Origin of the sequence: Variovorax robiniae, assembly GCF_037889955.1 — a bacterium.
Lineage (GTDB): Bacteria > Pseudomonadota > Gammaproteobacteria > Burkholderiales > Burkholderiaceae_C > Variovorax > Variovorax robiniae.
In genome coordinates this window covers 1-20139 of record NZ_JBBKZS010000033.1, presented here as the reverse complement: position 1 = coordinate 20139, position 20139 = coordinate 1, and the positions used below count along the sequence as shown (strand labels likewise).

Sequence of the window (20139 nt, the reverse complement as noted above, 5' to 3'; positions counted from 1 at the left end):
TTATGTTTTCGGACCCAGCGCAAAGGGCTGAGTCATTGCTGATTGAAAGATGCGTATGAGATGCCTGCTGCAGTGCACGCTACCCGATTTCTGATTTCTCTCTTGAACTCCCAGGGTCATTGACGAAGGGGGGCGCGGTGAATACCAGCGCGTCGCTTCAGATTTTGGCCCCGTCAGTGTTCCTGCCGAGCCACTTTCTTGTTGGACACCTCGGCCCGGCTACTGCAGGACTTCGATGCGAAACCTTTCGGCTGCTCTCCCGACGCTGTCATGAAAAAAGCCGTTGCCGCCCCCACGTCCGCTCCGGTGCGATCTGTCGTTTCCCCGTCATCCGGCCGCGTGGCTAGCGCTTCGCGCCCTGCCCAACGGACGGTACCCTCGATGGCGCAGTCGGTAGCTTCCACCGCGGCCAAGTCCAGCTTCACGCGGGTCGCGCCGGCCGCGCCGGTGCCGCCGCACGTCGCGCCCAGGAAGGACCCCAAGCTTGCCCACCACTGGAAGACCAGGACGCCGGAACAGTTGAGCGACGCCGAAGTCATTGCCATGCCCGACAGCGAGTACATGAACGACAAGCAAATGGCCTTCTTCCGCCTCAAGCTGGTGGGCCTCAGGCAGGGCATCCTCGAAAGCGCTAGTGAAACCACTGAGCACCTGCGCGAAGACGCCGTGGTCGTGCCCGATCCGACCGACCGCGCCACCATCGAGGAAGAGCACGCCCTGGTGTTGCGCACGCGCGATCGCGAGCGCAAGCTGCTGAAGAAGATCGAACAGTCGATCCACCGCATCGACGCCGGCGACTATGGCTACTGCGACGAGACCGGCGAGCCGATCGGCGTGGGCCGCCTGCTGGCCCGTCCGACGGCCACGCTTTCGCTGGAAGCGCAACAACGCCGGGAGCTGAAAGAGAAGATGTACGGCGATTGAGCGATGGTATGGAGCAGCCGAGCGGCTGCGAGCTTGCCAGCCCCCGCCCCCTGGAAGTGCCAACAGTGCGTTACAAACGGCTTTTCCAGAACGCGGAGCGGTCGAGGGTCTTTTTCTTGCCTGCATTCGAACGCGCGGCCGTGCCGCGCAAGACCACCAAATGTCCGGAATTGACGCCACTACCCCGTCCTTGTCCAGCGACCCGCCGGCTTTGCCTTCGGGTCAGGCGCCCTCTTCGGTGCCGAGCTTCGTCGTCGAGCCCCGTCTTCCCGGCATTCCATGCGGCAGGGTGCTGCGTTGCGCCGATCCAGCGTCCCGAAGTTGCGCAGCACGCTGTTGTCGCCGATCGCCACCACGCCGATGGTCTGCGTCACCGGCTGGATGCTTCCGAAGTTGTTGAGCTGGGCACCCCGGTCCCAGCACGATGATGTTGGCATTCCCAGGTCCGGTGATCACGGCATCCGGATGGACGTTGACCGTCACGTTGGATGCAGCCGAGGCATCGAGCGGGACAGTGGTGAGCGCGGGTCCGGTGCACGTGACGGTCTGGCCATCGGCGGGCGGATTGGGCAAGGCAGTCTGCCCGGGCCGGCCTGGAAACCGTCGATGCGATCAGGCCGGCAAAGACGGACGCCCCGAGGGCGGTGATCCTGAGGGAAAACGGGGCGATGCGCTGGTAACCCGGGTGGCCTCTGCGCGGCTTGCGCGCGGAGGTAGCTCGGAGCAAAGACATGGCATGGGGCCTTTCCTTGTCATGGACCTCCTCGGCAATCCAGTGGGATGTTCCGATCGCTTCCACGCCCTTTCTATCACCTCGTCTCTGTGTCGCGCAAGTGTGATGGGCCGACGTACCGTTCGATCGCCGATTCAGCGCGAAGCGATCGACATCGACGCATTGGCCGGGTATCCCGATTGCTCTTTGTGAAACGTCGGAAGCACAAACACAGCCACGAGCCGACTTTCCACCAGCCAGCGGTCAAGGACGATCAATCCGGGGTTCGGTCGCTACTGAATCTGTTGGACGACCGGAGACTTCCACGCGCCGCTGAGCAGCTCGGGCTTGGGGAGGTAGTAACGCATCGTCAGCATGAAGGGACCCTTGGGTGCCGGGAGCCAGTTGGCCTGCTTGTCGGCGCCCGGCGAATCGCTCTGCACGTAGAGCGTCAGGCCGCCGTCGGGATCGAGCTTCAGATCGGGCAGCATCGGCGAATTGATGAGGTAGCGGTTGAGGTCGTTCTTCACCAGCAGCTGGTCGGGCAACCCGTACATCGTCAACGACCAGAACGCGTTCACCGGCGGAAACTGGCCCTTGGCAAAGTGCAGCGTGTAGCGGCCTTTGCTGCCGTCCAGCGGCTGTCCATTGGCATCCTTCTCGTAGATCGGATAGAGCGCTTCCTCCCGGGAATTCGCACCGATGCCCACCTGCGCACCGACGGCGCGATCGAGGTAGTTGTTCTTCATGGCCGCGCGCGTGCCGAAGAGCCGGTCGATCTTGCCGCCGAGTTCCGCACGGCGCGCGTCGATCGCCTTCTGGCCGTCGGCCATGCCCTCCTGCATCGCAGCCTTCACATCGGCGGGCAATGCTGCAACGTCGATCTGCTTGCCTGGTGCGACGCCGATGCGCGCGAATTTCGAGCGCAGCGCCTTCTCGCTCGGCACCGTCGGCGCGAACTGGAGCACGAAGTTCAGGACATTGAAGAATTCGAGCGAACTGCGCTGCTCGGCCGGGCTGAGCGGCTTGATCCAGTCGGGGTCCGCGACGGGCTTGGGCGCCGCCTTGCCGAGCAACGCGGACAGCGGCTGCACCTTGTAGCCCGCCTGGATCTTCTTGACGTTGTCGATGTCGCCCGGATTGAAGAGCTGCGTGCGGCCGATGACGTTGATAATCTCCGTCTCGGCGCGCACCACCTTCGTGATGCCCTTCGGTTGGGTGCCCTTCCAGTTCGGCCCGGCGATCAGGAAGCTGCCTCCGCCATTGCCGGTCGTGCGCGTGCCGAGGTAGTCGAAGTTGTACGTGTAGAGATCCATCATCTGGAACACGTAGTAGCGGCTCTTCTCGATCGCCGGGATGGTGAGGACCATCGGCTCGGCGCGCAGGTCCAGGCCGAGGAAGGTATACGGTGTGTCGGAGTTGGGCGTGACGAAGGCCTTGTCATCGGGCGTGAAGACTCGCGCGATGTTGAGCACCGAGTTGAACGGCCCCTTGTATTCCGGGTTGCCTTTCGCGATCGAGAAGGCGTACATGGTTCGGTAGCTGTCCTCCATCGGAAAGCCGTAGATGTAGGCCTCCTTGGCGATCGCGCGGGCCTCGGCTGGCGTGACCGTCGGGGTACCCGCGGCATACGCCGGCGATGTGTGCACGGATACCAGGGGCGCGAAGCCTGCCGCCACGAGGGCCAGCGTCTCACGTCTGTTCATTCTCATCGTCCTTTCGGTCTGCAATGGGCTTCGATTCACTTGGCGTTTGCGACCGGCGTGAGCGGCGGCAGCTTCCAGGTGCCGTTCATCGCCTCCTCGCTGGGGCCGTAGACACGACCCACGGCGCTGTATCGGCCTTGTGGCGCCGGCAGCCAGTTGGACTCCTTGTCGGCGCCGGGCGATTCGTGGCCGATGTAGAGCGTCAGGCCACCGTCGGCGTCGCGCTTGAGACCCTTGGTGCGGTCGCCGATCGAATAGCGCTTCAGGTCATTGGCATAGAGGAAGCGGTCGGGCAAGGTGTAGAGCGTCATCGACCAGAAGAACTTCGCAGGCGGCAGTTGGCCGGGCGCGAAGTGCACGCTCGAGAGCTTGCTGCCATCGCCGACGTAGCCCCCGTACCAGGCCTCGACCAGTGAGTTGCCGTAGAGGCCCTTCTCGGCGGCGATGGCGCGCGTCAGGTAGTCGTTCTTCATTTCCGCACGACTGCCGAACAGCCCGTTCGACGAGAGCGTCACCTTCGCCTTCTCGGCCAATGCGGCCTGCGCGTCCTTGACGCCGTCATCGATGGCCGCAAGCGTGGCGGGGGGCAGGCTCTGTGCATCGAATGGCAGGCCGGGGCCGATGCCGATGCTGCGGAAGCGCTTCATCAGGTCGACCTCGCTCGCGTCCGGCGGTTGCGTGAACTGAAGCAGGAAGTTCAGGTAGCCGATGAAGTCGTGCGAGCGCCCCTTGGCAACGTCATAGGGCGGGAAGACAACCGGCGCGGCTGCTGGCGGGGCGGCGGTCTTGAGGTAGCTGCTCAGCGGCGCGAGTTGCATGTCCGCCTGGACTGCTTTCACGGCGGCCACATCGTCGGGGCCATCGAGTGCGGTGCGCGTGAGCGTCATGACGATGTCGGTCTCGGAGCGGAACAACTTCTTGGTGCCGGGCGGCGTTTCGCCCTTCCAGTTCGGGCCCGCGATGAGGTAGTTGCCGGCATCGTTGCCGGTGGCGCGCGAACCGATGTAGGCGAAGTTGTAGGTGAAGAGGTCGACCCACTGCTGGACGTAGTAACGCTTGCCGCGTACCTCGGGCACTGTCACGACCCATGGTTCGGCACGCAGGTCGAGCCAGGCCCATGAATACGGTTCGGCGTCACGACATCGTGGTTGTCGGGCGTGTAAGCCTCGGAGTAGTGGCGGAAGCGACCGAAGCCGCCCACATACTCGCGCCCCGCGGGATTGGCCAACTGCTTGTACATCGTGTTGTAGTTCTCGATCATCGGGAACGCGTAGATGTAGGCCTCCATGGCGATGGCGCGGACGGCAGCCGGGTCAGGCGTGGGCGTCTGGGCGAGGGACGGCTGGGACGCGAATACGCACAGCGCGCAGGCAATCAGCCCCGCGCGCCATGGATATGAAAATGACATGAAGTGCTTCCAATGACGATGGATCAAGGCATGAGGGAAGCGCAAGAAAGCATCAGGTGCTCTTGGCTTCAACCCGCCGACAGACACAAGACAGCGGCGCACGGACAGCGTCACTTGCGGCAGGTTAGACGTTCTCGCCGAACGAATCAAGGTTCCCTGCGGTCACTGACCGACGTACAGCTGGCGACTGGGATGGGCCCCTTCGCGCCAAACCTGCGCCCAGCTACAGGCGGCCACGAGGCGTCCTCCGGACGTGAGGCAGAATTTCCCGCTGAGCGGTCGCTGTACACGCCAAGCATGCAGCAAGGTATGAGCTGCTCGCCCCTCTGCTCAACAAAGGCATACGACATGATCTCTGGAAGACTTTTCCGCCTGCGTCATCTGACCGTGCTGGCCGCTGTGGCCATGGGGTGCGCAGTCCAAGCGCAAAGCCCCACGAACGTCACCCTATCCGCTTCCGGCATAGCGGGAACCCCGGCGGGCACGGTGATGAGCAAGGAGTACGTCGCGACAGTCGGGCGCATGGCCTACGTGTGGGGCTGGCCATTGGTCAACAACCTGAATCGCTCCATGGGAATGAAGGATGTCCCCGAGCCGGGCCGACTCGGTGGAATTGCCCCGGTCGCGCCGCCGGGCTATGTCTCCATGCTCACGGACTACATCGACGCAGGGGAGAGACTCGTCACGTGCCCCAATCAGGACACGGTCTATGGGGCGGGCTTTCAGCGCGTGGACAGCAAGCCAGTCATCGTTCAGGTCCCCGACTTCGGTCAGCGATTCTGGGTTTACCAACTGGCTGACGCGAGGACCAATTCGTTCGGCAAGCTGGGCAAGCAGTACGGTACCAAGCCTGGCTTCTACCTGGTGGTGGGGCCGAATTGGAAAGGGCAGGTGCCCAAAGGCGTTCGGGCGGTATTGCGCTCGTCCACCGACTTGGTGGCGGTTTTCCCGCGCATCTTCCAGGACGATACGCCGCAGGATAAGCAGGCCATCCAGTCGCTTGTGAACCAGGTGATGGTGTATCCGCTATCGGAGTACACCGGAAAGATGAAGACGAAGGACTGGAGCAAGACGCCGTCCTTCCCTGCTCCGCCCGGCCAGGGGGCGGGCGAGACCAAGTGGGTCTTGCCCGAGAAGTTTTGGGAAGAACTGCCGATTGTGATGAATGAGGTCCCGCCACTGCCCGGCGAGGAGGCGTTGTATTCGACCATCCGCTCGGTACTTGACGCTGCGGCCAGGAACCCGGACCTCAAGGCAGCGCTCGTGCAGACGGCGGCCAGCGCCGAAGACGAGGTCATCAAGCCGCTCTTCGAGTTCCGCAACAACGGCCGGCCCATCGGCAACGGCTGGAACTCGCCGGCGAATGGAGCGCGTTGGGGCTACGACTACCTCTCGCGCGCCGCCACCGCACGCTCGAATATGTACGACAACGCGCCGGAGGAGACGCGCTACATCTACACCGATGTCGACAAGGCCGGCCAGCGGCTGCACGGCAGCAAGCGCTACAGCGTCACCTTCGCTGCAGGGCAGACGCCGCCGGTCAACGGCTTCTGGTCGCTCACCGTCTACAACAAGGAACATCTGTTCGAGCCCAATGCGCTCAACCGATTCTCTTTGGGCACCAAGAGCAAGGACTTGAAGAAGAACGCCGACGGATCGCTCACCCTGTACTTCCAGAACCAGTCTCCCGGCAAGGAGAAGGAGAGCAATTGGGTTCCAACGCCGGTCGATGAGTTCTCCTTGTACATCCGCGCTTACTGGCCCAAGGTGGAAATCTTGGAAGGTCATTGGCAACCGCCAGCAGCTGAGCAGGCGAACTGATGCGAGGCGCCCGCCCGCGCTTCACGGCCCACGAGCAGACTCCCGTGCGCGCCAATTGGACGGCAGTTCTGAAGCCGCAAGTTGACACCGTGTGGCGTAGCAACCGGAGGGCTATGCCACCTCCGGCCTGCGTCAATTGACAGGCTTCAAGTGACCATGCGCCTTGCCTTGACGACGGTTATGCGAATGTTGGCTTGCTGCAACGGCTTCCAGTGGCACCAAGTGCAACTGGCCATGCCGCACGCCGCGCAGCGCGATGATCTGTTCGGCGCAGGCACGCACCGGCACGACCTTGCCGCGCAGCACCACGGTCTCCAGGCAATGGTCATGGTCGAGGTGGGTGTGCAGGCTGCTCACGACCAGGTCATGGTGCTCGTGCTGCACGTCGAGCAGGCGCGCCGTCACGGTCTGGTCGTGATGGTCGTAGACATAGCTGAGACTCGCCACGCACCAGGTCGCTGCGGCCTTGCGCGCATGGTCATCGAGTGCCGCCTTGCCCAGGCCGTGGCGAATGAGGTCGCGCACCGCCTCCGAGCGATTGACGTAGCCCTTGTGGGCAATGAGTTCGTCGAACTGCCGGGCCAGGTCTTCGTCGAGGGAGATGGTGAAGCGTTGCATGGCGGACCGGGTGCGTGAGGTGCGCGGAATCATAAGTCGCGGCCTCCACATCCAAGCTCGCTGAATCCGCCAGGTGGATGCGCGCGTATTGGTTGCAACCGTCACGCCTTTGTGCCGGTCCCATCCAGGAGTCAAGCCATGCACCCACGCCTTCACCGCCTCGCATCCCTCACCCTCGCCATCGCCCTTTCCGCCGGCGCCGTCACTGCCATGGCCGACGTCATGGTCGGCGGTGCGCCCATGCTGCCGACCAAGGACATCATCGACAACGCGGTCAACTCGAAGGACCACACGACGCTCGTGGCGGCCGTCAAGGCGGCCGGCCTGGTCGATACGCTCAAGGGCCCGGGCCCGTTCACCGTCTTCGCGCCCACCAACGCAGCCTTCGCAGCACTGCCAGCCGGCACGGTCGACGCGCTGCTGAAGCCCGAGAACAAGGCGAAGCTCACCACCATCCTGACCTACCACGTGGTGCCCGGGAAGATGGACGCCCCGGCGTTGTTGAAGGCCATCATGGATGGCATGGGAACCGCCACCCTGAAGACCGTCTCGGGCGGCACGCTCACCGCCAAGGCGAGCGGCGGCAAGGTCATGGTCACGGACGAGAACGGCGGCACGGCGACGGTCACGATCGCCGACGTGATCCAGTCGAATGGCGTCATCCACGTCGTCGACAAGGTGCTGTTGCCGAAGTAAGCGCCGCCTGGCTTCGGCCATTGATCAGGCATGCGGCATACGGCGTATGGCATGGCCATGCGCTGTATGAACAATATCGAATTCCTCATACTCCCGCCGAATATGCAACTCCAGCGAAGCCTCCGCCGCCGCGTTCTCTGCACCGCCTTGTTCGGCAGCGCCGCCGCCTGTGCGCAGGAAGCGTCGCTGCCGGAGATCCAGGTGAGCGGCCCGCGCGATGCCACGATCGGCGCGGCCGCCAGCGCCAGCGAAGGCGCGGCCGAGCGCGAGGTGTTCCAGGCCCGTCCCAAGCTGAGGCCCGGCGACATCATCGAGTCCGTGCCCGGCGTCGTCGCCACCCAGCATTCCGGCGACGGCAAGGCCAACCAATACTTCCTGCGCGGCTTCAACCTCGACCACGGCACGGACTTCTCGATGAAGGTCGACGGCATGCCGGTCAACATGCCCACGCACGGCCACGGCCAGGGCTTCGCCGACCTCAACTTCCTGATCCCCGAACTGGTCTCGGGCGTGGGCTACCGCAAGGGTCCCTACTTCGCCGACAGTGGCGACTTCTCGCTGGCCGGCAGCGCCACGCTCGACTACTTCAGCGTTCTGCCCGCGCCCTTCGCCGAAGTAACGTTCGGCAGCAACAACTACAAGCGCCTGCTGGCCGCGGGCTCCCGCTCGATCGCAGACCAGACCTGGCTCGGCGCGGTCGAACTGGTCGGCAACGACGGCCCGTGGGACGTGCCCGAGAACCTGAAGAAGGCCAACGCCGTGCTGCGCTATTCGCAAGGCTCGGCGTCACAAGGCTTCAGCCTCACCGGCATGGCCTACAAGAGTCGCTGGACCTCGACCGACCAGGTACCCGAGCGCCTCATCGAGAGCGGCGAGCTCTCGCGCTACGGTTCGCTCAACCCGACCGATGGCGGCGAGACGCAACGCGTGAGCCTGTCGGGCAAGTGGTTCAACAAGAGCGCGGCCGGCGAGACCAACATCAGCGCCTACGCGATCAACTACCGCTTCGACCTGTTCTCCGACTTCACCTACTTCCTCAACAACCCGGTGAACGGCGACCAGTTCGAGCAGACCGACCGGCGCAACGTGTTCGGCGCGCAAGCCTCGCACCAGATGCCCGTCAAGCTCGGTAGCCTCGACGGCATCCTGAGCTTCGGCGCGCAATGGCGCGGCGACCGCATCGAGGAAGTGGGCCTCTACGACACGCAGGCGCGCGAGCGGCTGTCCACGGTGCGCAATGACAAGGTGAGCGAGGACCTCTTCTCCGTCTACGCACAGCAACTCGTCTACTTCAACGACAGTTGGCGCGGCTACGTCGGCCTGCGCGGCGATGCGTTGCGCTACGACGTGCAGGGCCGCGAGCCCCTGTACGGTGCCATCAACAGCGGCAAGGGCCACGACTCGCTCGCGAGCCCCAAGTTCGGGCTGGTCTACACGCTGAATCCGGCCAACGAGTTCTACCTGAACGCGGGCGTCGGCTTCCACAGCAACGACGTGCGCGGCGCGACCATCTCCACCGATCCGCAGACCGGCTTGCCGGCCGACCGCGTGCCCGCATTGGTCAAGGGCAAGGGCGCGGAACTCGGATGGCGCTTCCAGCCGAACGAGGACCTCACAGCCACCGTCGCTGTGTGGCAACTGAAACTCGACTCGGAGTTGGTCTACGTCGGCGATGCCGGCACCACGGAGCCGGGCCGTGCCAGCAAGCGCAGCGGCATCGAGGCCACGCTCAAGTGGAAGGTCGACAAGGCCTGGCGCTTCGAGGTCGACGCCGCGTTGTCCAAGGCCCGGTTCCAGGGCACGCCGCCCGCAGGCGAAGGCAACTACGTGGACAACGCGGTCGAACGCGTGCTGTCGACCGGCCTGACCTACATCGAGGGACCGCTGACCGCCTCGCTGTGGCTGCGCTACATGGGCCCGCGCGCGCTGGACACCACCAACACCGTGCGCTCGCGTCCGAACACCCTGCTGAATTTCGGTGCGCGCTACGCGGTGAACCGGCACCTGACGCTGGGCCTCGACGTCTTCAACATCGCTGGAAGCAAGGGCAACGACATCGAATACTTCTATGCCTCCTGCACGGCGGGCGAGGTCGCGAGCGGCGCCTGCGGCACCGGCATCGAGGACAAGCACGTGCATCCGATGGATCCGCGCAGCGCGAGGGTCAGCGCGCGATGGACCTTCTAGTAGCCGAGCCCGCTGATGGGATGCGGCCAGGAGTAGTAGTCAACTGCAAGTTCGATTCGGTTGATTTGAAAGACCGCTCTGCACTTCATTGCTGACGCAAGAGATGAGTGGATGTTTCATGGGCGTCATGGCAAAGAATCACACGAACAGTTTCTAGGTTGCCGACTTCGCGACTTCGATGCCGGTGGGTTGGCGGTGCACCCCGATCGTCGTGAAAAGCACCTTGCAAGCGTCGCTGCCCTTGTTTGCGCCAGGCGTGCCGGGTGCCGTTTTGAACGAAGGTGTCGCCCGCGCGCAGGAGCGTCTGCTTTCCGTCATCCAGCTCGAGCCATATCTCGCCAGAGATGACGTACCCGAAATCAATCGAGTCGCTCGTGTGCATGCCTGGATTCGAGCGCTCCATGTGCGCCGCAAATCCGGGCAGCACCCGTTCCATTTCGAGCCACGCCGCCTTGCGATCGCTCGGAACCGGGCGCGGCGCGGAGTCAGGCGGGAAGGTGACGACACCGAAGCTGAAGCCGCCAGGAGGTGGAAAGTAGGTCGAGAGGGGCGGTACGGCGCCGTTGTCCGGAAGGCCTGGGGGACTTTGCGCGGACCAGAGCGCGAGCCATTCGCTGCCCGGCAGGAAGCTGATGGTGAGTGGTTCAATCACCGCATCGCTCGCAACGACCGCCTTGCCTTCTGCACTGTGCCCAGTGACCAGACGCCGTGTAGGCATGGGAGCTCCTTTGGATTTGAGTACGACGCCTGCCGCTACTACTGCAAACTGGGTTTGTCGGCCGAAGTCAAGTCAGCACGGCTTCATCGAGTTTTGCTAGCGCTTTCCGGTTGTTCTGCTGCATGGAAACTCATCGCCATTGTTCTTCAAGTCAGGTCGGGTTTGACGTCGGGTTCCTCAGCAGTTCAGGGGCGCCAAGCCCACATAGAGCCGGCGTTCGAAGCGAATCTCGGGAAACACGATTGTCGCGCCGTCGACAGTCAGGTCGGGCAACTTCACCCAGACGCGATCCGCATGTCTTGTCTGGACGTGCGCCGCGACCCAATAGTGGCGCACCGCCAAGAAGGGTCGCGGCCCGGTCGGTAGCGTCGGCAACTGTGAATCGTCCATCAGCAGGTCGGGTGCGGCCAAGCCCGCCCGGCGCGCCGGCAGCCGCACGTACCCGTCCTCCTCCACGCGGTCCCAGAGGTCGATCCAACCGATCTTGCCGATCCGAGGCGCGCTGCCGTCGCGCAGGTCGATGGCCACCTCACGACCTGCAAGCTGCGCGCGATGGTCCTTGCCGATGTCGTACCGAACGTGGACCACCTCGTCCTCGCGCCGTGGCTGCACACGGATCAGCAGCTCGATATCAGCGCGCGAGACCACGAGTCCTTCGGGAATCGCGCCGAGTGAGCAACTGTTGTACGTGAGCCGGCCAACGCTTTCATCGCCCACGTAGTACGGGAGCGAAAGGGGTACGCAACCGGCGATGAGCGCGGCCACCCATATTGAGATAAAGCGGGCGTGAACCAGCATGCGGAACTCTGACGATGCGAGGTGCACAGCCTGCGCTCGTCGCGCGATGAAAGCAATGCCATGCCGACCAAGTAGCGTCCACCGATACCATGCGTGCAAGCAAGGGCTACCGGTCCAAGCGCGGTTTCCGAAAGCTGCCCTCGGAATGTCTTGCGGGGTTGGTGCACTTGTGATCACGATGGCCGAGCCGCCCTCACCCGACGTTCCTCGATCGCAACGCGGCGGTTTGAGGGCCCAGGCGCCGAGGCAAGATTCGGCAACAATAGGACAGCCTATGCTCCAAGCCGCCGATACCCGCCAGCGCGGTCCGCTGACCGCCCTGCGACAGGGCCTGCGACATCTCTGGACCGATACGCCTCATCCCAGTCCGCTGGTCGACCAGCGGCTGGCGAGCGCCTACATCCTCGACACGCGCGACCAACCTTACAGCGCCGGCGTGGCCGCCGCCATCTTCTGGATCACCTTCCTTCTCCTGACCGGCGACAAAGGGACGCTGATTTGGGCGGTGCTGGTGCATGGCATGCAATTGAGCATGTACTTCCACCTGCACGGCGAGCGGCCCGATGGCTATGGTCTGGAGCGGGCCTTTGCGATCCGCCGCCGGCTCGAGTCGCGCATGCTGATCCCCGGCATCGTGTGGGCACTGGCGCCATGGCTGTTCTTCCCCAGCGGGAACCTTACTTACATCCTGCTGATGTACTTTTTCATCAGCACCGTGACGGCGGTCTCGACCGCCGCGCTGGCGCAGTGGTGGCGCGCGGCGGTATTGTTCGCCGTGCCCGGCTATGTGAGCTTGTCGGCGCGGCTCATGCTGGAAGGCGACAAGCTGACGCTGCTGATGGGCAGCCTGGCTCTGTTTCAGCTCTGGGGCACGCTGCACTACACGCTCAAGCAGCACAGGCTGATCGTGCAGTCGCTGGAGAACGGCTTCGAGAATACGCTTTTGACCCAGGAGCTCGCGCGCCAGCTGAAGCAGGTCGCGCAGCTGTCGGCGCAGCGCACGCGCATCTTCGCCGCCGCCAACCACGACTTGCGCCAGCCTATGCACGCGTTGTCCATATTCGTCGACGCGCTGCGCCCCGACCGTCCGCCGACGCCAGAAACCCTGCGCTACATGCGTGACAGCGTGGACGCTCTGCGCACCTCGGTCGACGCCCTGCTGGACATCGCGCACTTCGACGGCGACGCGCAAAAACTCGTGCCGGAGCCGGTGCGGTTGGCCCCCCTGTTCCAGGCTTTGGGCGGCCGCTTCACGGTCGCAGCGGCGGCCAAAGGGCTGGCATTGCGGTTCGTGCCCACCGAGGCGGTGGTGCAGGCCGATGCGCGGGTGCTCTCGCGCCTGCTGGGCAACCTGGTGGACAACGCCATCAAGTACACGCCGAGCGGCCGTGTGCTAGTGGCCGCGCGGCGCAGCCGCAACGCCGAGGGGCCGGCTTGGCGCATCGAGGTGCGTGACTCTGGGGTCGGCATCGACACACAGCACCGCGAGCAGGTCTTTGAGGCCTTCTTCCAAGTCGACAACCCAGGCCGCGACCGTAGCCGAGGCTTGGGACTGGGCCTGGCGCTGGTGGCCAGCATGGCGCGCATGATGGGCTCGCGCATCGTCGTGCGCTCCGAGACGGGGCGGGGCAGCACTTTCAGCCTGGTACTGCAGGCCGCGCAAGCCGCGCCTGCCGCTTCAGCCGTTTCTGCGCCGGCACCGCTGGGCGCAGTCGAGGCACCGCGCCGCGTGCTGGTGCTGGACGACGAGGAGCCGGTGCGCCGTGCCATGGCCACCCTGCTGCGCGGCTGGGGCCACCACGTGGCGCTCGCGGCCAGTCCCGACGAGGCTTGGCAGCAGCCCGGCCACTACGACTTGCTGCTGGGCGATCTTCGGCTGGGCAGCGGCCTGTCGGGCTTGGCGGCCGCCCAAGCGTTGCATGCCGTCGGCAAGGTGCGGCGTGTGGCCATCGTGACGGGCGAGACGGCGGTGGCGCACCGAGCAGAGATCGAGCGCGCCGGCTATGCGGTCTTATTCAAGCCGGCCGACGCGCGCCACCTGAAAGCGCTGTTGGCGGGGAGCTAGTTGCGCACAGAGACATTGGCGGTTTTGTCGCATTCGATACGGTGCGCTTCTCGGGAAAGGCGTCTTTCGCGAAGCGCCAGATAATGCACGCAAACCGAGACGACCTCTACGAAGACGCGCGATGCCGCTCGGCCTCTTTCGCGTGCTCAACCGTCTCGACGACTTGCTGAATTGAAAGCGGCCCCGTGAGTTCGACCTCTCCGGCGAGCACGCTGTCCATCGCGGCGCGTCCTTTCTTCCCCGCCAGCCAGGACGATGAAGCGCTGACCGACCCGCCGCCGAACTTGGCATGAAGGGCGGTGGCCGCCGCGCGGCTGATCGTCGCGAATGCAGTGTGGTCCTCGGCGGCCGTGGCCGCGCGCACCACTGTGCAGTAGGCCTCGAGCTTTTCGGTTTCGAGTCGCAGCCGGCGTGCCTTCGCCTCGCCTTGCGCTACATGCCCGAGAAGCGCGGCGCCATTCGAGGTCGAGAAGACTCTGATCTGGCGCCCTTCTTCCCAACTCGAGTCGCTCCGGGTCATCACCTGAACGGCTCGGCCGCGGGCCTTGGAGGCTGTCTGCGCTGCGGCCTGCGCTGAGGAGGCCTGCGACATGTCCCACACGAGCAAAGGCGCATGTAGTGACCCGTGCACGGCCCACCGTCCATCGATGTTGAGATAGCGGATGTAGAGCGTTGCCGGGCCGCCGTGATCGCGATGCTCCAGCAATGCCGAACCGTGTTCGGCAAGTGAAAGTAGAAGGTATTGTTTTGGCAGCATCGCGGGAATTCTTTGATCAGGCTGCGATTGTGGCGCTGACCTCCCGCGGTGGGCCGGTGCTGCTTGGGGGCGCCCGTCCCGTTCCACTGCCACCAGGTCAGTCCACGTCCTCTGCGTCTGGGCGCGCAAGGGATAGACGCCCCGTTCGAGATCTGGCTTTCCGATCTTGGCCGGCATCGCTTCATCCAGCCTTGGAAAGGCTCTGGCCATGGCGCCACGGCGTGACCACCTTTGCTTCCGCCCGAGATGACCCAGGCCGCGCCTTGAGGCCATCGAACAGTCCGCGGTTTCACCTAGAAGCCACAAGGACTCCAGAGCGCAACTCATCCGTGGAGAAGGCCACTGGAGTCTGATTCTTCCGTTGTGTTGGGCGCCAGTGGCTGGGCGTACGACATCGCAAGCAAACGCGCTTCGACCTGCCTGAAGGCTTCGGTGCTCACCAGGCGCTGGATCGCCAGCGAGGCCTGCAAGAGGAAGTCTTCGCCATCGGGCTCTGAGCGCTTGATGCTTTCGCACAGGGCAAGGTAGGCCTTGAAGTCCGCAATCTCGCAAGTCGTGTAGCCACGCAATCGCGAGAACAACGTCCAGTCGTCGTGCTCGTAGGCGACCACTTCCAGTGGGCTCCACTGCGTCGGGCTCGAGACCTTTTCTGCACGCTGGACCCTGTCGTACAAGCGAACCCATTCGCGGATCATCGGGCTGGTGCTGCAGCGCTGAGCCAGTTCGCCGGGCAGCGCATCGAGGTCCAGCGGCTTCATCACTTCGCCGTAGGTGGCGGGGAAATCGCTCATGGTCTGCACGATGTTGGGCATGGCTCAGACAGGCAATGCTATCTCAGCCCGCGAAGCTCCAGATGCCGCTCGGGGCGCGAAATCGCCGCGATGCAGCCTGCGCGAGCGGCTCGCTTTACTGATTTGCTCACGGTGACGGCGGCCATTGCATCGCCTGCAGTTCGGTCCACGTGAATGATTCGAGCAGGCGCCCGATGGCTTCGGCTGACAGTTTCACATCCGGATAGCACAGCGCGGAGGGATGGATGCCGGCCGCACGCACGTGCTGGTACGGCTCCAGGCCCGCCGAGCGCGCCACCTTTGACGTAGTTGGTGAGGCCGGCACTGCGAATCAGGTAGCGCATGAGGATCTCAGCCCGCTGTCGCACAGCGCGAATTCATTGACGCAATCGGTTAAACCTGAATACGGGCGAATTTCATCCTTCGTCCACCCCGCAATCCCTTGCGGCACAGAGACGACAGCATGAATTTTCTCGACGTGTCGATGTGACGCGCCAGTGCCGATCGTGATCATGCACGCGACGCGCGAAGCAGTACGGAAACGGATCAAGCGACGGGGACTGAAGTACGATTGCTCCTGATGGCGCCTCGGACGCCGCACACGAGGTACTGCATGGCTCCCTGGCATAGCGACCCCATTTATTCCGAGTGGTATCCGGCGGCTGCCCGACCCGAGCGACAGGGCACCTATGAGGTCCTGCTGGCGGCGGGCAGTCAGCGTTGCTTCGCGCACTGGAACGGCTCGGGCTGGTCGGCGAATTGGGCAGACCACGGCGCCATCGAAAGCCGTGCGAAGGACCTGGCGACCGTTACACACTGGCGCGGCTTGACCGAGTGGTCCGCACGACGTGGCCGTATTCGAGTTGGTCTGGGGCGCGTGCAGGGGCTCATTGGCCCGTGATTCAAGGCCTCCCGGTGACTTGGACCGCCTTCATGAAATCCGCCCGCGTTCTCTGCCTTGCGGCAGTTGCGCTCGGTGGCTGCGCGAGGCCAGCCGCGCCAGTGCAGGTCGAGAAGGTCAAAAGGGTCGAGGCCGCCGTGCAGCCATCCGACGAGGCCGGGGTGGCGGACTGCCAGTACGTCGGAACGGCGATGGGATCCTCGGGGCTGTACGGCGCGGACGCTGGGCTTGGCGACCGCAATGCGCGTGCCGACGCCCTGCAAAAGGCTCGCTTGCTTGGGGCCAACCGCGTCGTATGGATCCCAGCGGCGCAGGGCTATCACAGCACCCGTGCCTTGGCGAGGGCCTACAAGTGCTGACTGCCAAAAGGTCGAGCTTCCGTTCCACGTGATGAAGAACCCCTTCTGACACAGGAAGACTCGCTACAACGGCCTCGCGAAGAACAAGGCGCCGCCGTTCGATCTCTTTGGACTGACCAACCTGTTCATCGTCAAGAGGTCTGCACCTTCCTGATTTACACCAGCAAAGTCGGGCCAAGCGCCACAGAATGCACGCAACCGAGATCGGCCCGATCCGCGACGCCTTGGGCACCAGCTTCCGAAAACAATTCCACCGGAAGCGGCGCCCTGGAGATCTGCGCAGCAAAGTTGTTCCCATTGCGGCAATGCAACCTCAATCGTCCCGCGCGAGGCAATGGACAGCGACGTGCATCCGCGCCCCTGGTGATGCGGCGCGAACGGAAAAACGAAGGGATTGCAGACGCAACGGATCGAGTGGCGCGACCTTTCACGCCGGAGCTTCTTCAATGATGCTTTGCACAAACGCTCGGCGGCGCACCGGTCCGGTGTAGGGCGATCACTCTAGTCGTGAGCTTGACGGTGGCTCGCGCTGGCGGCAATGTTGCATTGCAACATGAATGCATCCGCCGTCACATTTGCCTCGCGCTTGCGCCTTGAAGATCTCGGGGCCGAGATCGCTCACGCCCGCAGGCATGATGACCTTGGTCGTCTCCCAGCCCTGTGTTTTTGCGAAGTTCGGCCGTGGGCCCGGGGCGCGGGCGAACAGCGGCTGGCAGATCTCGCATGGAGCCTCTGCGTCCGGGCGCCGGCAGCAAACAGGATTGCATTCCTTGCTCGAATCGACCGCTTGATTGCAGAGTTGGAAGAAGCGTGCATGCGGGCCGGAATCGACTCGCTTGCGGCTACGCTGCGCGTTTCCCGAAGGCAACACGGATCGTTGGCGATTGCGTAGCTATCCAGCCGCGAAGGCCGCAACGAAGCTTGAAGAGCAGCTACCTCCGACGGGATGCCGTCATCGGGCTCCTACGACGGCGACGATCGAAGGGCCGGGAGCTCCGTCCTTCGTTGGCCGTCTTGTCGGTCATCGGATGTGTTGATCTGGGTGCGTCCGCCGCTGCGCTCAGTGCAGCAGTCCGGAGATCAGCGCCTGGACCACGGCAGCGGTCTTGTTTGCTGCCTTCATCTTGTGCACGACGTGTTGAGGTCAGTTAACGCCGCTAGCTAGGTCAGCAAATGATGCTAGCCAGAAATCGGAAAGACTGTTGATTTAATTGAGGAATTGTGGATCTCGTTGCTGTTGGGGCGTTGTTGCTGTGGGGCAACAAGAGCCCTCGGATGGCATCTAATCTTGCTAGCGCGGGCAACAAGGCGCCAAATGGTGCTAGCGCACCTACAGGAGCCGTTGATATGCCCCGTTCGCCCGCGATCACTGAGCGAGAGATCCAGATTGCAGATGTGCTGCGCCCGCTGGGTACGGGCGCCCTCACCCGCGATCAGGCACTTGTGGCAGCGGACCTGCTGAACGTTCACTGGACTCATGTCTACCGATTGCGCAAGCGCTTCCTTGCGAGCCCGGTCGTGAGTTCGGTCGTTCCCCGCAAGACAGGTCGCAAGCCCGGGCCTCGGCTGGATCCGGACGTCGAAACGATCTTGCAGAAGGCACTCCACCTGTGGTTGCCCAAGCAGCGGCAACTGGCGCACCCGCTGCTCGACCTGTGCACTGAGATCAAACGCCAGTGCAAAGCCGCGAAGGTCAAGGCGCCCTCCAGGAATACCGTGGCGGCGCGTTGGGCGGTCTATCGGGAGGAGCAAGCAGCGTTGCTCGCAAAAGATCCGGCGGCCCAGAAGGCACCTGGCAACTTCAACGCAAAGTCACTGCTCGACATCGTGCAGATCGATCACACGCAAGCCGATGCCTTCGTGGTGGACCCATGGTTCCGGCGCACCATCGGCCGCCCCTGGCTGACGCTGGCGATCGACATCACTTCGCGCTGCGTCGTCGGGTGCTATGTCGGCATGGAACGCCCGAATGCCGGCACAGTTGCCCTGTTGCTCAGCCGCATTGCGCTGCCCAAGGCACCGTGGCTCAAGACGCTCGGCGTGGACGCGGCTTGGCCCATGCAGGGGATACCCAAGATCCTTCATCTCGACAACGCCGCCGAGTTCAAGAGCAAGGCGCTGAGAGTCGGCTGTTCGCAGTACGGAATCGACCTCATGTACCGCCCGGTCGGTCGACCGCACTTCGGCGGTCACATTGAACGCCTGAACCGTACGCTCATGCAGCGCCTGAAGGGGGTGCCGGGCGCCACAGGCAATTCGGTCAAGGGCCGAAAGGCGGGCAAGCCTGAGGAGAAGGCCGCGCTGACCCTTGTTGAATTCGAGCGCTGGCTGGCAGTCGAGGTCGCCTTGCGCTATCACCACAGCGAGCACCGCGGTCTGATGGGCGCCACACCCGCCAACGCGTGGCAGACGCTCGCCGAGGTCCAACAGCCTCGCCAATTGGTCCCCGGCCCGGAGGAAGCCTGGAACTGGCTGGTGCACTTTATGCCCCTGACCCATCGCACTGTCCAGGGAGACGGCGTCACGATCTTCCACATCAGGTACTGGCATCCGATCTTTACGGCGTGGCGCGTCGAGCGAAAGAAAGTGCTGGTGCGCTACCACCCGGAGGATCTCTCGCGTATCTTCGTGTCGACTAACGGAAGGCAGTACATCGAGGCGCGGTACGCCGACCTTCGGCGTCCTGCCATCTCGCTGTGGGAGCAGCGAGCGATGTGTCGTGTGCTGCGCGGCGACAAGCGGCCGGTATCGGAGGCTTCCATCTTCAAGGCCATTGAAGCCCAGCGGCAGATCATTGTGAAGGCCAGAGCGGACACCCGGCTACAACGACGGGAGACCCCAAGCCGCAAGCCCAAGTCGCGCCCTCCCCCTTGGGCGCCGCCGCTGGAACCCGTCGTGCAGCGGGCAGAGGTCGACTACAGCAAGACGCTCAGGCCGTTCAACGTAGAAGTCTGGTGATGTCGTGAGCACCGCGATCCTCGGTCACCTGCACGCGTCCAAGCGCGCCGAAGCCATGCTGGAAGCCGACGCAAGAATCCGCGGGCTGCGGCGCGACCGATGGATCGACTACCCGAGGGCAAGCCAGGCGCTTTTGAAGCTCGAGGGGCTGCTGGAAATGCCGCCGAGGGCGCGAATGCCGTGCATGGTGCTGCACGGCGACTCCAACATCGGCAAGACGTTGATCGTGGCCAAGTTCCAGCGAGAACATCCCGACCGGTTCGATGAGGTCAAGGGCGTGGAGCGGCGTGACGTTGTCGGGATGCAGATGCCGGCGACGCCGGACCAGCATCGGTTCTACTCTGCCCTGCTGTTCGAGCTTGGGGCGCCACACAGTGCTTCTGCAAGCCTCTCGGTACTCGAACGTCTGGCCCGAGAACTCCTTCGTCGCATCGCTCCGCGCATGCTGATCGTCGATGAAGTTCACCATCTGCTGGCCGGAAACTATCGCGAGCAGCGGGCTTCGTTGAACCTGCTCAAGTTCCTTGCGAATGACCTGAAGTTCAGTATCGTGGTGGTCGGCACCGCCGACGCGCCGCTGGCGCTGGCCTCGGATCCCCAGATGATCAGCGTGTCTGTCCGGTCTTCCCCGTCGCTTGACGGCGAACAGCTACGGACCAGTCAGATGTCGATGACCCGTCGAAGGTGTCCGTAGGACACGCTCCAGGAGGCCTCGCCGGT

At 64.0% G+C, this 20139-nt stretch carries 17 protein-coding genes and 1 pseudogene; 9 read left to right on the top strand and 9 right to left on the bottom strand.

What is annotated here, in order from left to right; all coding sequences use genetic code 11:
* Positions 1-201 precede the first annotated feature (201 nt).
* A complete protein-coding gene (gene dksA, locus WKW79_RS34160) occupies positions 202-924 on the top strand; it encodes an RNA polymerase-binding protein DksA (protein ID WP_340339684.1) in 723 nt (240 codons plus the stop codon).
* Between the two features lie 179 nt (positions 925-1103).
* Here the strand turns inward: dksA and WKW79_RS34155 are convergent, their stop codons facing one another.
* From WKW79_RS34155 to WKW79_RS34140, 4 genes are all read right to left on the bottom strand, one after another.
* Positions 1104-1361, bottom strand: a complete 258-nt coding sequence (locus WKW79_RS34155; protein WP_340339683.1) for a hypothetical protein — start codon at positions 1359-1361, stop codon at positions 1104-1106.
* Positions 1362-1929: 568 nt separating this feature from the next.
* Positions 1930-3342, bottom strand: a complete 1413-nt coding sequence (locus WKW79_RS34150; RefSeq protein ID WP_340339682.1) for a DUF1254 domain-containing protein — start codon at positions 3340-3342, stop codon at positions 1930-1932.
* A gap of 35 nt (positions 3343-3377) precedes the next feature.
* Positions 3378-4424 (bottom strand): DUF1254 domain-containing protein, encoded by a 1047-nt coding sequence (locus WKW79_RS34145; protein ID WP_340339681.1) that lies wholly within the window; start codon positions 4422-4424, stop codon positions 3378-3380.
* Entirely contained in the window at positions 4421-4750 is a 330-nt protein-coding gene (locus WKW79_RS34140) for a hypothetical protein (RefSeq protein WP_340339680.1), read from the bottom strand. The genes WKW79_RS34145 and WKW79_RS34140 overlap by 4 nt, the downstream gene beginning before the upstream one ends.
* Positions 4751-5098: 348 nt before the next feature.
* On the opposite strand from WKW79_RS34140, the gene WKW79_RS34135 reads away from it, so the two are divergent.
* Positions 5099-6571, top strand: coding sequence for a DUF1254 domain-containing protein (locus WKW79_RS34135; protein ID WP_340339679.1), 1473 nt, complete (start codon positions 5099-5101; stop codon positions 6569-6571).
* Positions 6572-6703: 132 nt separating this feature from the next.
* Here WKW79_RS34135 and nikR read toward each other — a convergent pair whose 3' ends face one another.
* Positions 6704-7189: a nickel-responsive transcriptional regulator NikR gene (nikR, locus tag WKW79_RS34130; protein WP_340339678.1), complete on the bottom strand. Its 486-nt coding sequence runs from the start codon at positions 7187-7189 to the stop codon at positions 6704-6706.
* Between the two features lie 138 nt (positions 7190-7327).
* Here nikR and WKW79_RS34125 point away from each other — a divergent pair, with 138 nt between their 5' ends.
* Together WKW79_RS34125 and WKW79_RS34120 are read left to right on the top strand one after the other, a co-directional pair.
* Entirely contained in the window at positions 7328-7885 is a 558-nt protein-coding gene (locus tag WKW79_RS34125; RefSeq protein WP_340339677.1) for a fasciclin domain-containing protein, read from the top strand.
* Positions 7886-7987: 102 nt separating this feature from the next.
* A complete protein-coding gene (locus WKW79_RS34120; protein WP_340339676.1) occupies positions 7988-10072 on the top strand; it encodes a TonB-dependent receptor in 2085 nt (694 codons plus the stop codon).
* A gap of 85 nt (positions 10073-10157) precedes the next feature.
* Here WKW79_RS34120 and WKW79_RS34115 read toward each other — a convergent pair whose 3' ends face one another.
* Positions 10158-10790 (bottom strand): cupin domain-containing protein, encoded by a 633-nt coding sequence (locus tag WKW79_RS34115; protein WP_340339675.1) that lies wholly within the window; start codon positions 10788-10790, stop codon positions 10158-10160.
* A 177-nt stretch (positions 10791-10967) separates the two neighbouring features.
* Positions 10968-11588 (bottom strand): hypothetical protein, encoded by a 621-nt coding sequence (locus tag WKW79_RS34110; protein WP_340339674.1) that lies wholly within the window; start codon positions 11586-11588, stop codon positions 10968-10970.
* Between the two features lie 274 nt (positions 11589-11862).
* Between WKW79_RS34110 and WKW79_RS34105 the strand changes: the two genes are divergently transcribed.
* The gene (locus WKW79_RS34105; protein ID WP_340339673.1) at positions 11863-13653 is read left to right on the top strand and encodes a hybrid sensor histidine kinase/response regulator; all 1791 of its coding nucleotides are present in this window, start codon (positions 11863-11865) and stop codon (positions 13651-13653) included.
* A gap of 106 nt (positions 13654-13759) precedes the next feature.
* Here WKW79_RS34105 and WKW79_RS34100 read toward each other — a convergent pair whose 3' ends face one another.
* Positions 13760-14410 (bottom strand): hypothetical protein, encoded by a 651-nt coding sequence (locus WKW79_RS34100; RefSeq protein ID WP_340339672.1) that lies wholly within the window; start codon positions 14408-14410, stop codon positions 13760-13762.
* A gap of 323 nt (positions 14411-14733) precedes the next feature.
* Positions 14734-15222, bottom strand: coding sequence for a hypothetical protein (locus tag WKW79_RS34095; protein ID WP_340339671.1), 489 nt, complete (start codon positions 15220-15222; stop codon positions 14734-14736).
* A gap of 912 nt (positions 15223-16134) precedes the next feature.
* Between WKW79_RS34095 and WKW79_RS34090 the strand changes: the two genes are divergently transcribed.
* From WKW79_RS34090 to WKW79_RS34075, 4 genes and pseudogenes are all read left to right on the top strand, one after another.
* The gene (locus WKW79_RS34090; RefSeq protein ID WP_340339670.1) at positions 16135-16461 is read left to right on the top strand and encodes a DUF4156 domain-containing protein; all 327 of its coding nucleotides are present in this window, start codon (positions 16135-16137) and stop codon (positions 16459-16461) included.
* A 7-nt stretch (positions 16462-16468) separates the two neighbouring features.
* Positions 16469-16615, top strand: a pseudogene (locus WKW79_RS34085) (IS5/IS1182 family transposase); the annotation flags it as partial.
* Positions 16616-17808: 1193 nt separating this feature from the next.
* Complete coding sequence (locus WKW79_RS34080) at positions 17809-19419, top strand: Mu transposase C-terminal domain-containing protein (protein ID WP_340339669.1); 1611 nt, start codon at positions 17809-17811, stop codon at positions 19417-19419.
* Positions 19420-19423: 4 nt separating this feature from the next.
* Complete coding sequence (locus tag WKW79_RS34075) at positions 19424-20113, top strand: TniB family NTP-binding protein (RefSeq protein ID WP_340339668.1); 690 nt, start codon at positions 19424-19426, stop codon at positions 20111-20113.
* Positions 20114-20139: the final 26 nt, after the last annotated feature.

Bases quoted from the DNA above. Each gene is read 5' to 3' on its own strand.
- WKW79_RS34080 (WP_340339669.1), top strand. From the start codon at position 17,809: ATGCCCCGTTCGCCCGCGATCACTGAGCGAGAGATCCAGATTGCAGAT.
- WKW79_RS34110 (WP_340339674.1), bottom strand. From the start codon at position 11,588: ATGCTGGTTCACGCCCGCTTTATCTCAATATGGGTGGCCGCGCTCATC.
- WKW79_RS34100 (WP_340339672.1), bottom strand. From the start codon at position 14,410: ATGCTGCCAAAACAATACCTTCTACTTTCACTTGCCGAACACGGTTCG.
- WKW79_RS34135 (WP_340339679.1), top strand. From the start codon at position 5,099: ATGATCTCTGGAAGACTTTTCCGCCTGCGTCATCTGACCGTGCTGGCC.
- WKW79_RS34120 (WP_340339676.1), top strand. From the start codon at position 7,988: ATGCAACTCCAGCGAAGCCTCCGCCGCCGCGTTCTCTGCACCGCCTTG.
- WKW79_RS34095 (WP_340339671.1), bottom strand. From the start codon at position 15,222: ATGCCCAACATCGTGCAGACCATGAGCGATTTCCCCGCCACCTACGGC.
- WKW79_RS34090 (WP_340339670.1), top strand. From the start codon at position 16,135: ATGAAATCCGCCCGCGTTCTCTGCCTTGCGGCAGTTGCGCTCGGTGGC.
- WKW79_RS34125 (WP_340339677.1), top strand. From the start codon at position 7,328: ATGCACCCACGCCTTCACCGCCTCGCATCCCTCACCCTCGCCATCGCC.
- nikR (WP_340339678.1), bottom strand. From the start codon at position 7,189: ATGCAACGCTTCACCATCTCCCTCGACGAAGACCTGGCCCGGCAGTTC.
- WKW79_RS34105 (WP_340339673.1), top strand. From the start codon at position 11,863: ATGCTCCAAGCCGCCGATACCCGCCAGCGCGGTCCGCTGACCGCCCTG.
- WKW79_RS34140 (WP_340339680.1), bottom strand. From the start codon at position 4,750: ATGTCATTTTCATATCCATGGCGCGCGGGGCTGATTGCCTGCGCGCTG.
- WKW79_RS34155 (WP_340339683.1), bottom strand. From the start codon at position 1,361: ATGCCAACATCATCGTGCTGGGACCGGGGTGCCCAGCTCAACAACTTC.
- WKW79_RS34150 (WP_340339682.1), bottom strand. From the start codon at position 3,342: ATGAACAGACGTGAGACGCTGGCCCTCGTGGCGGCAGGCTTCGCGCCC.
- WKW79_RS34115 (WP_340339675.1), bottom strand. From the start codon at position 10,790: ATGCCTACACGGCGTCTGGTCACTGGGCACAGTGCAGAAGGCAAGGCG.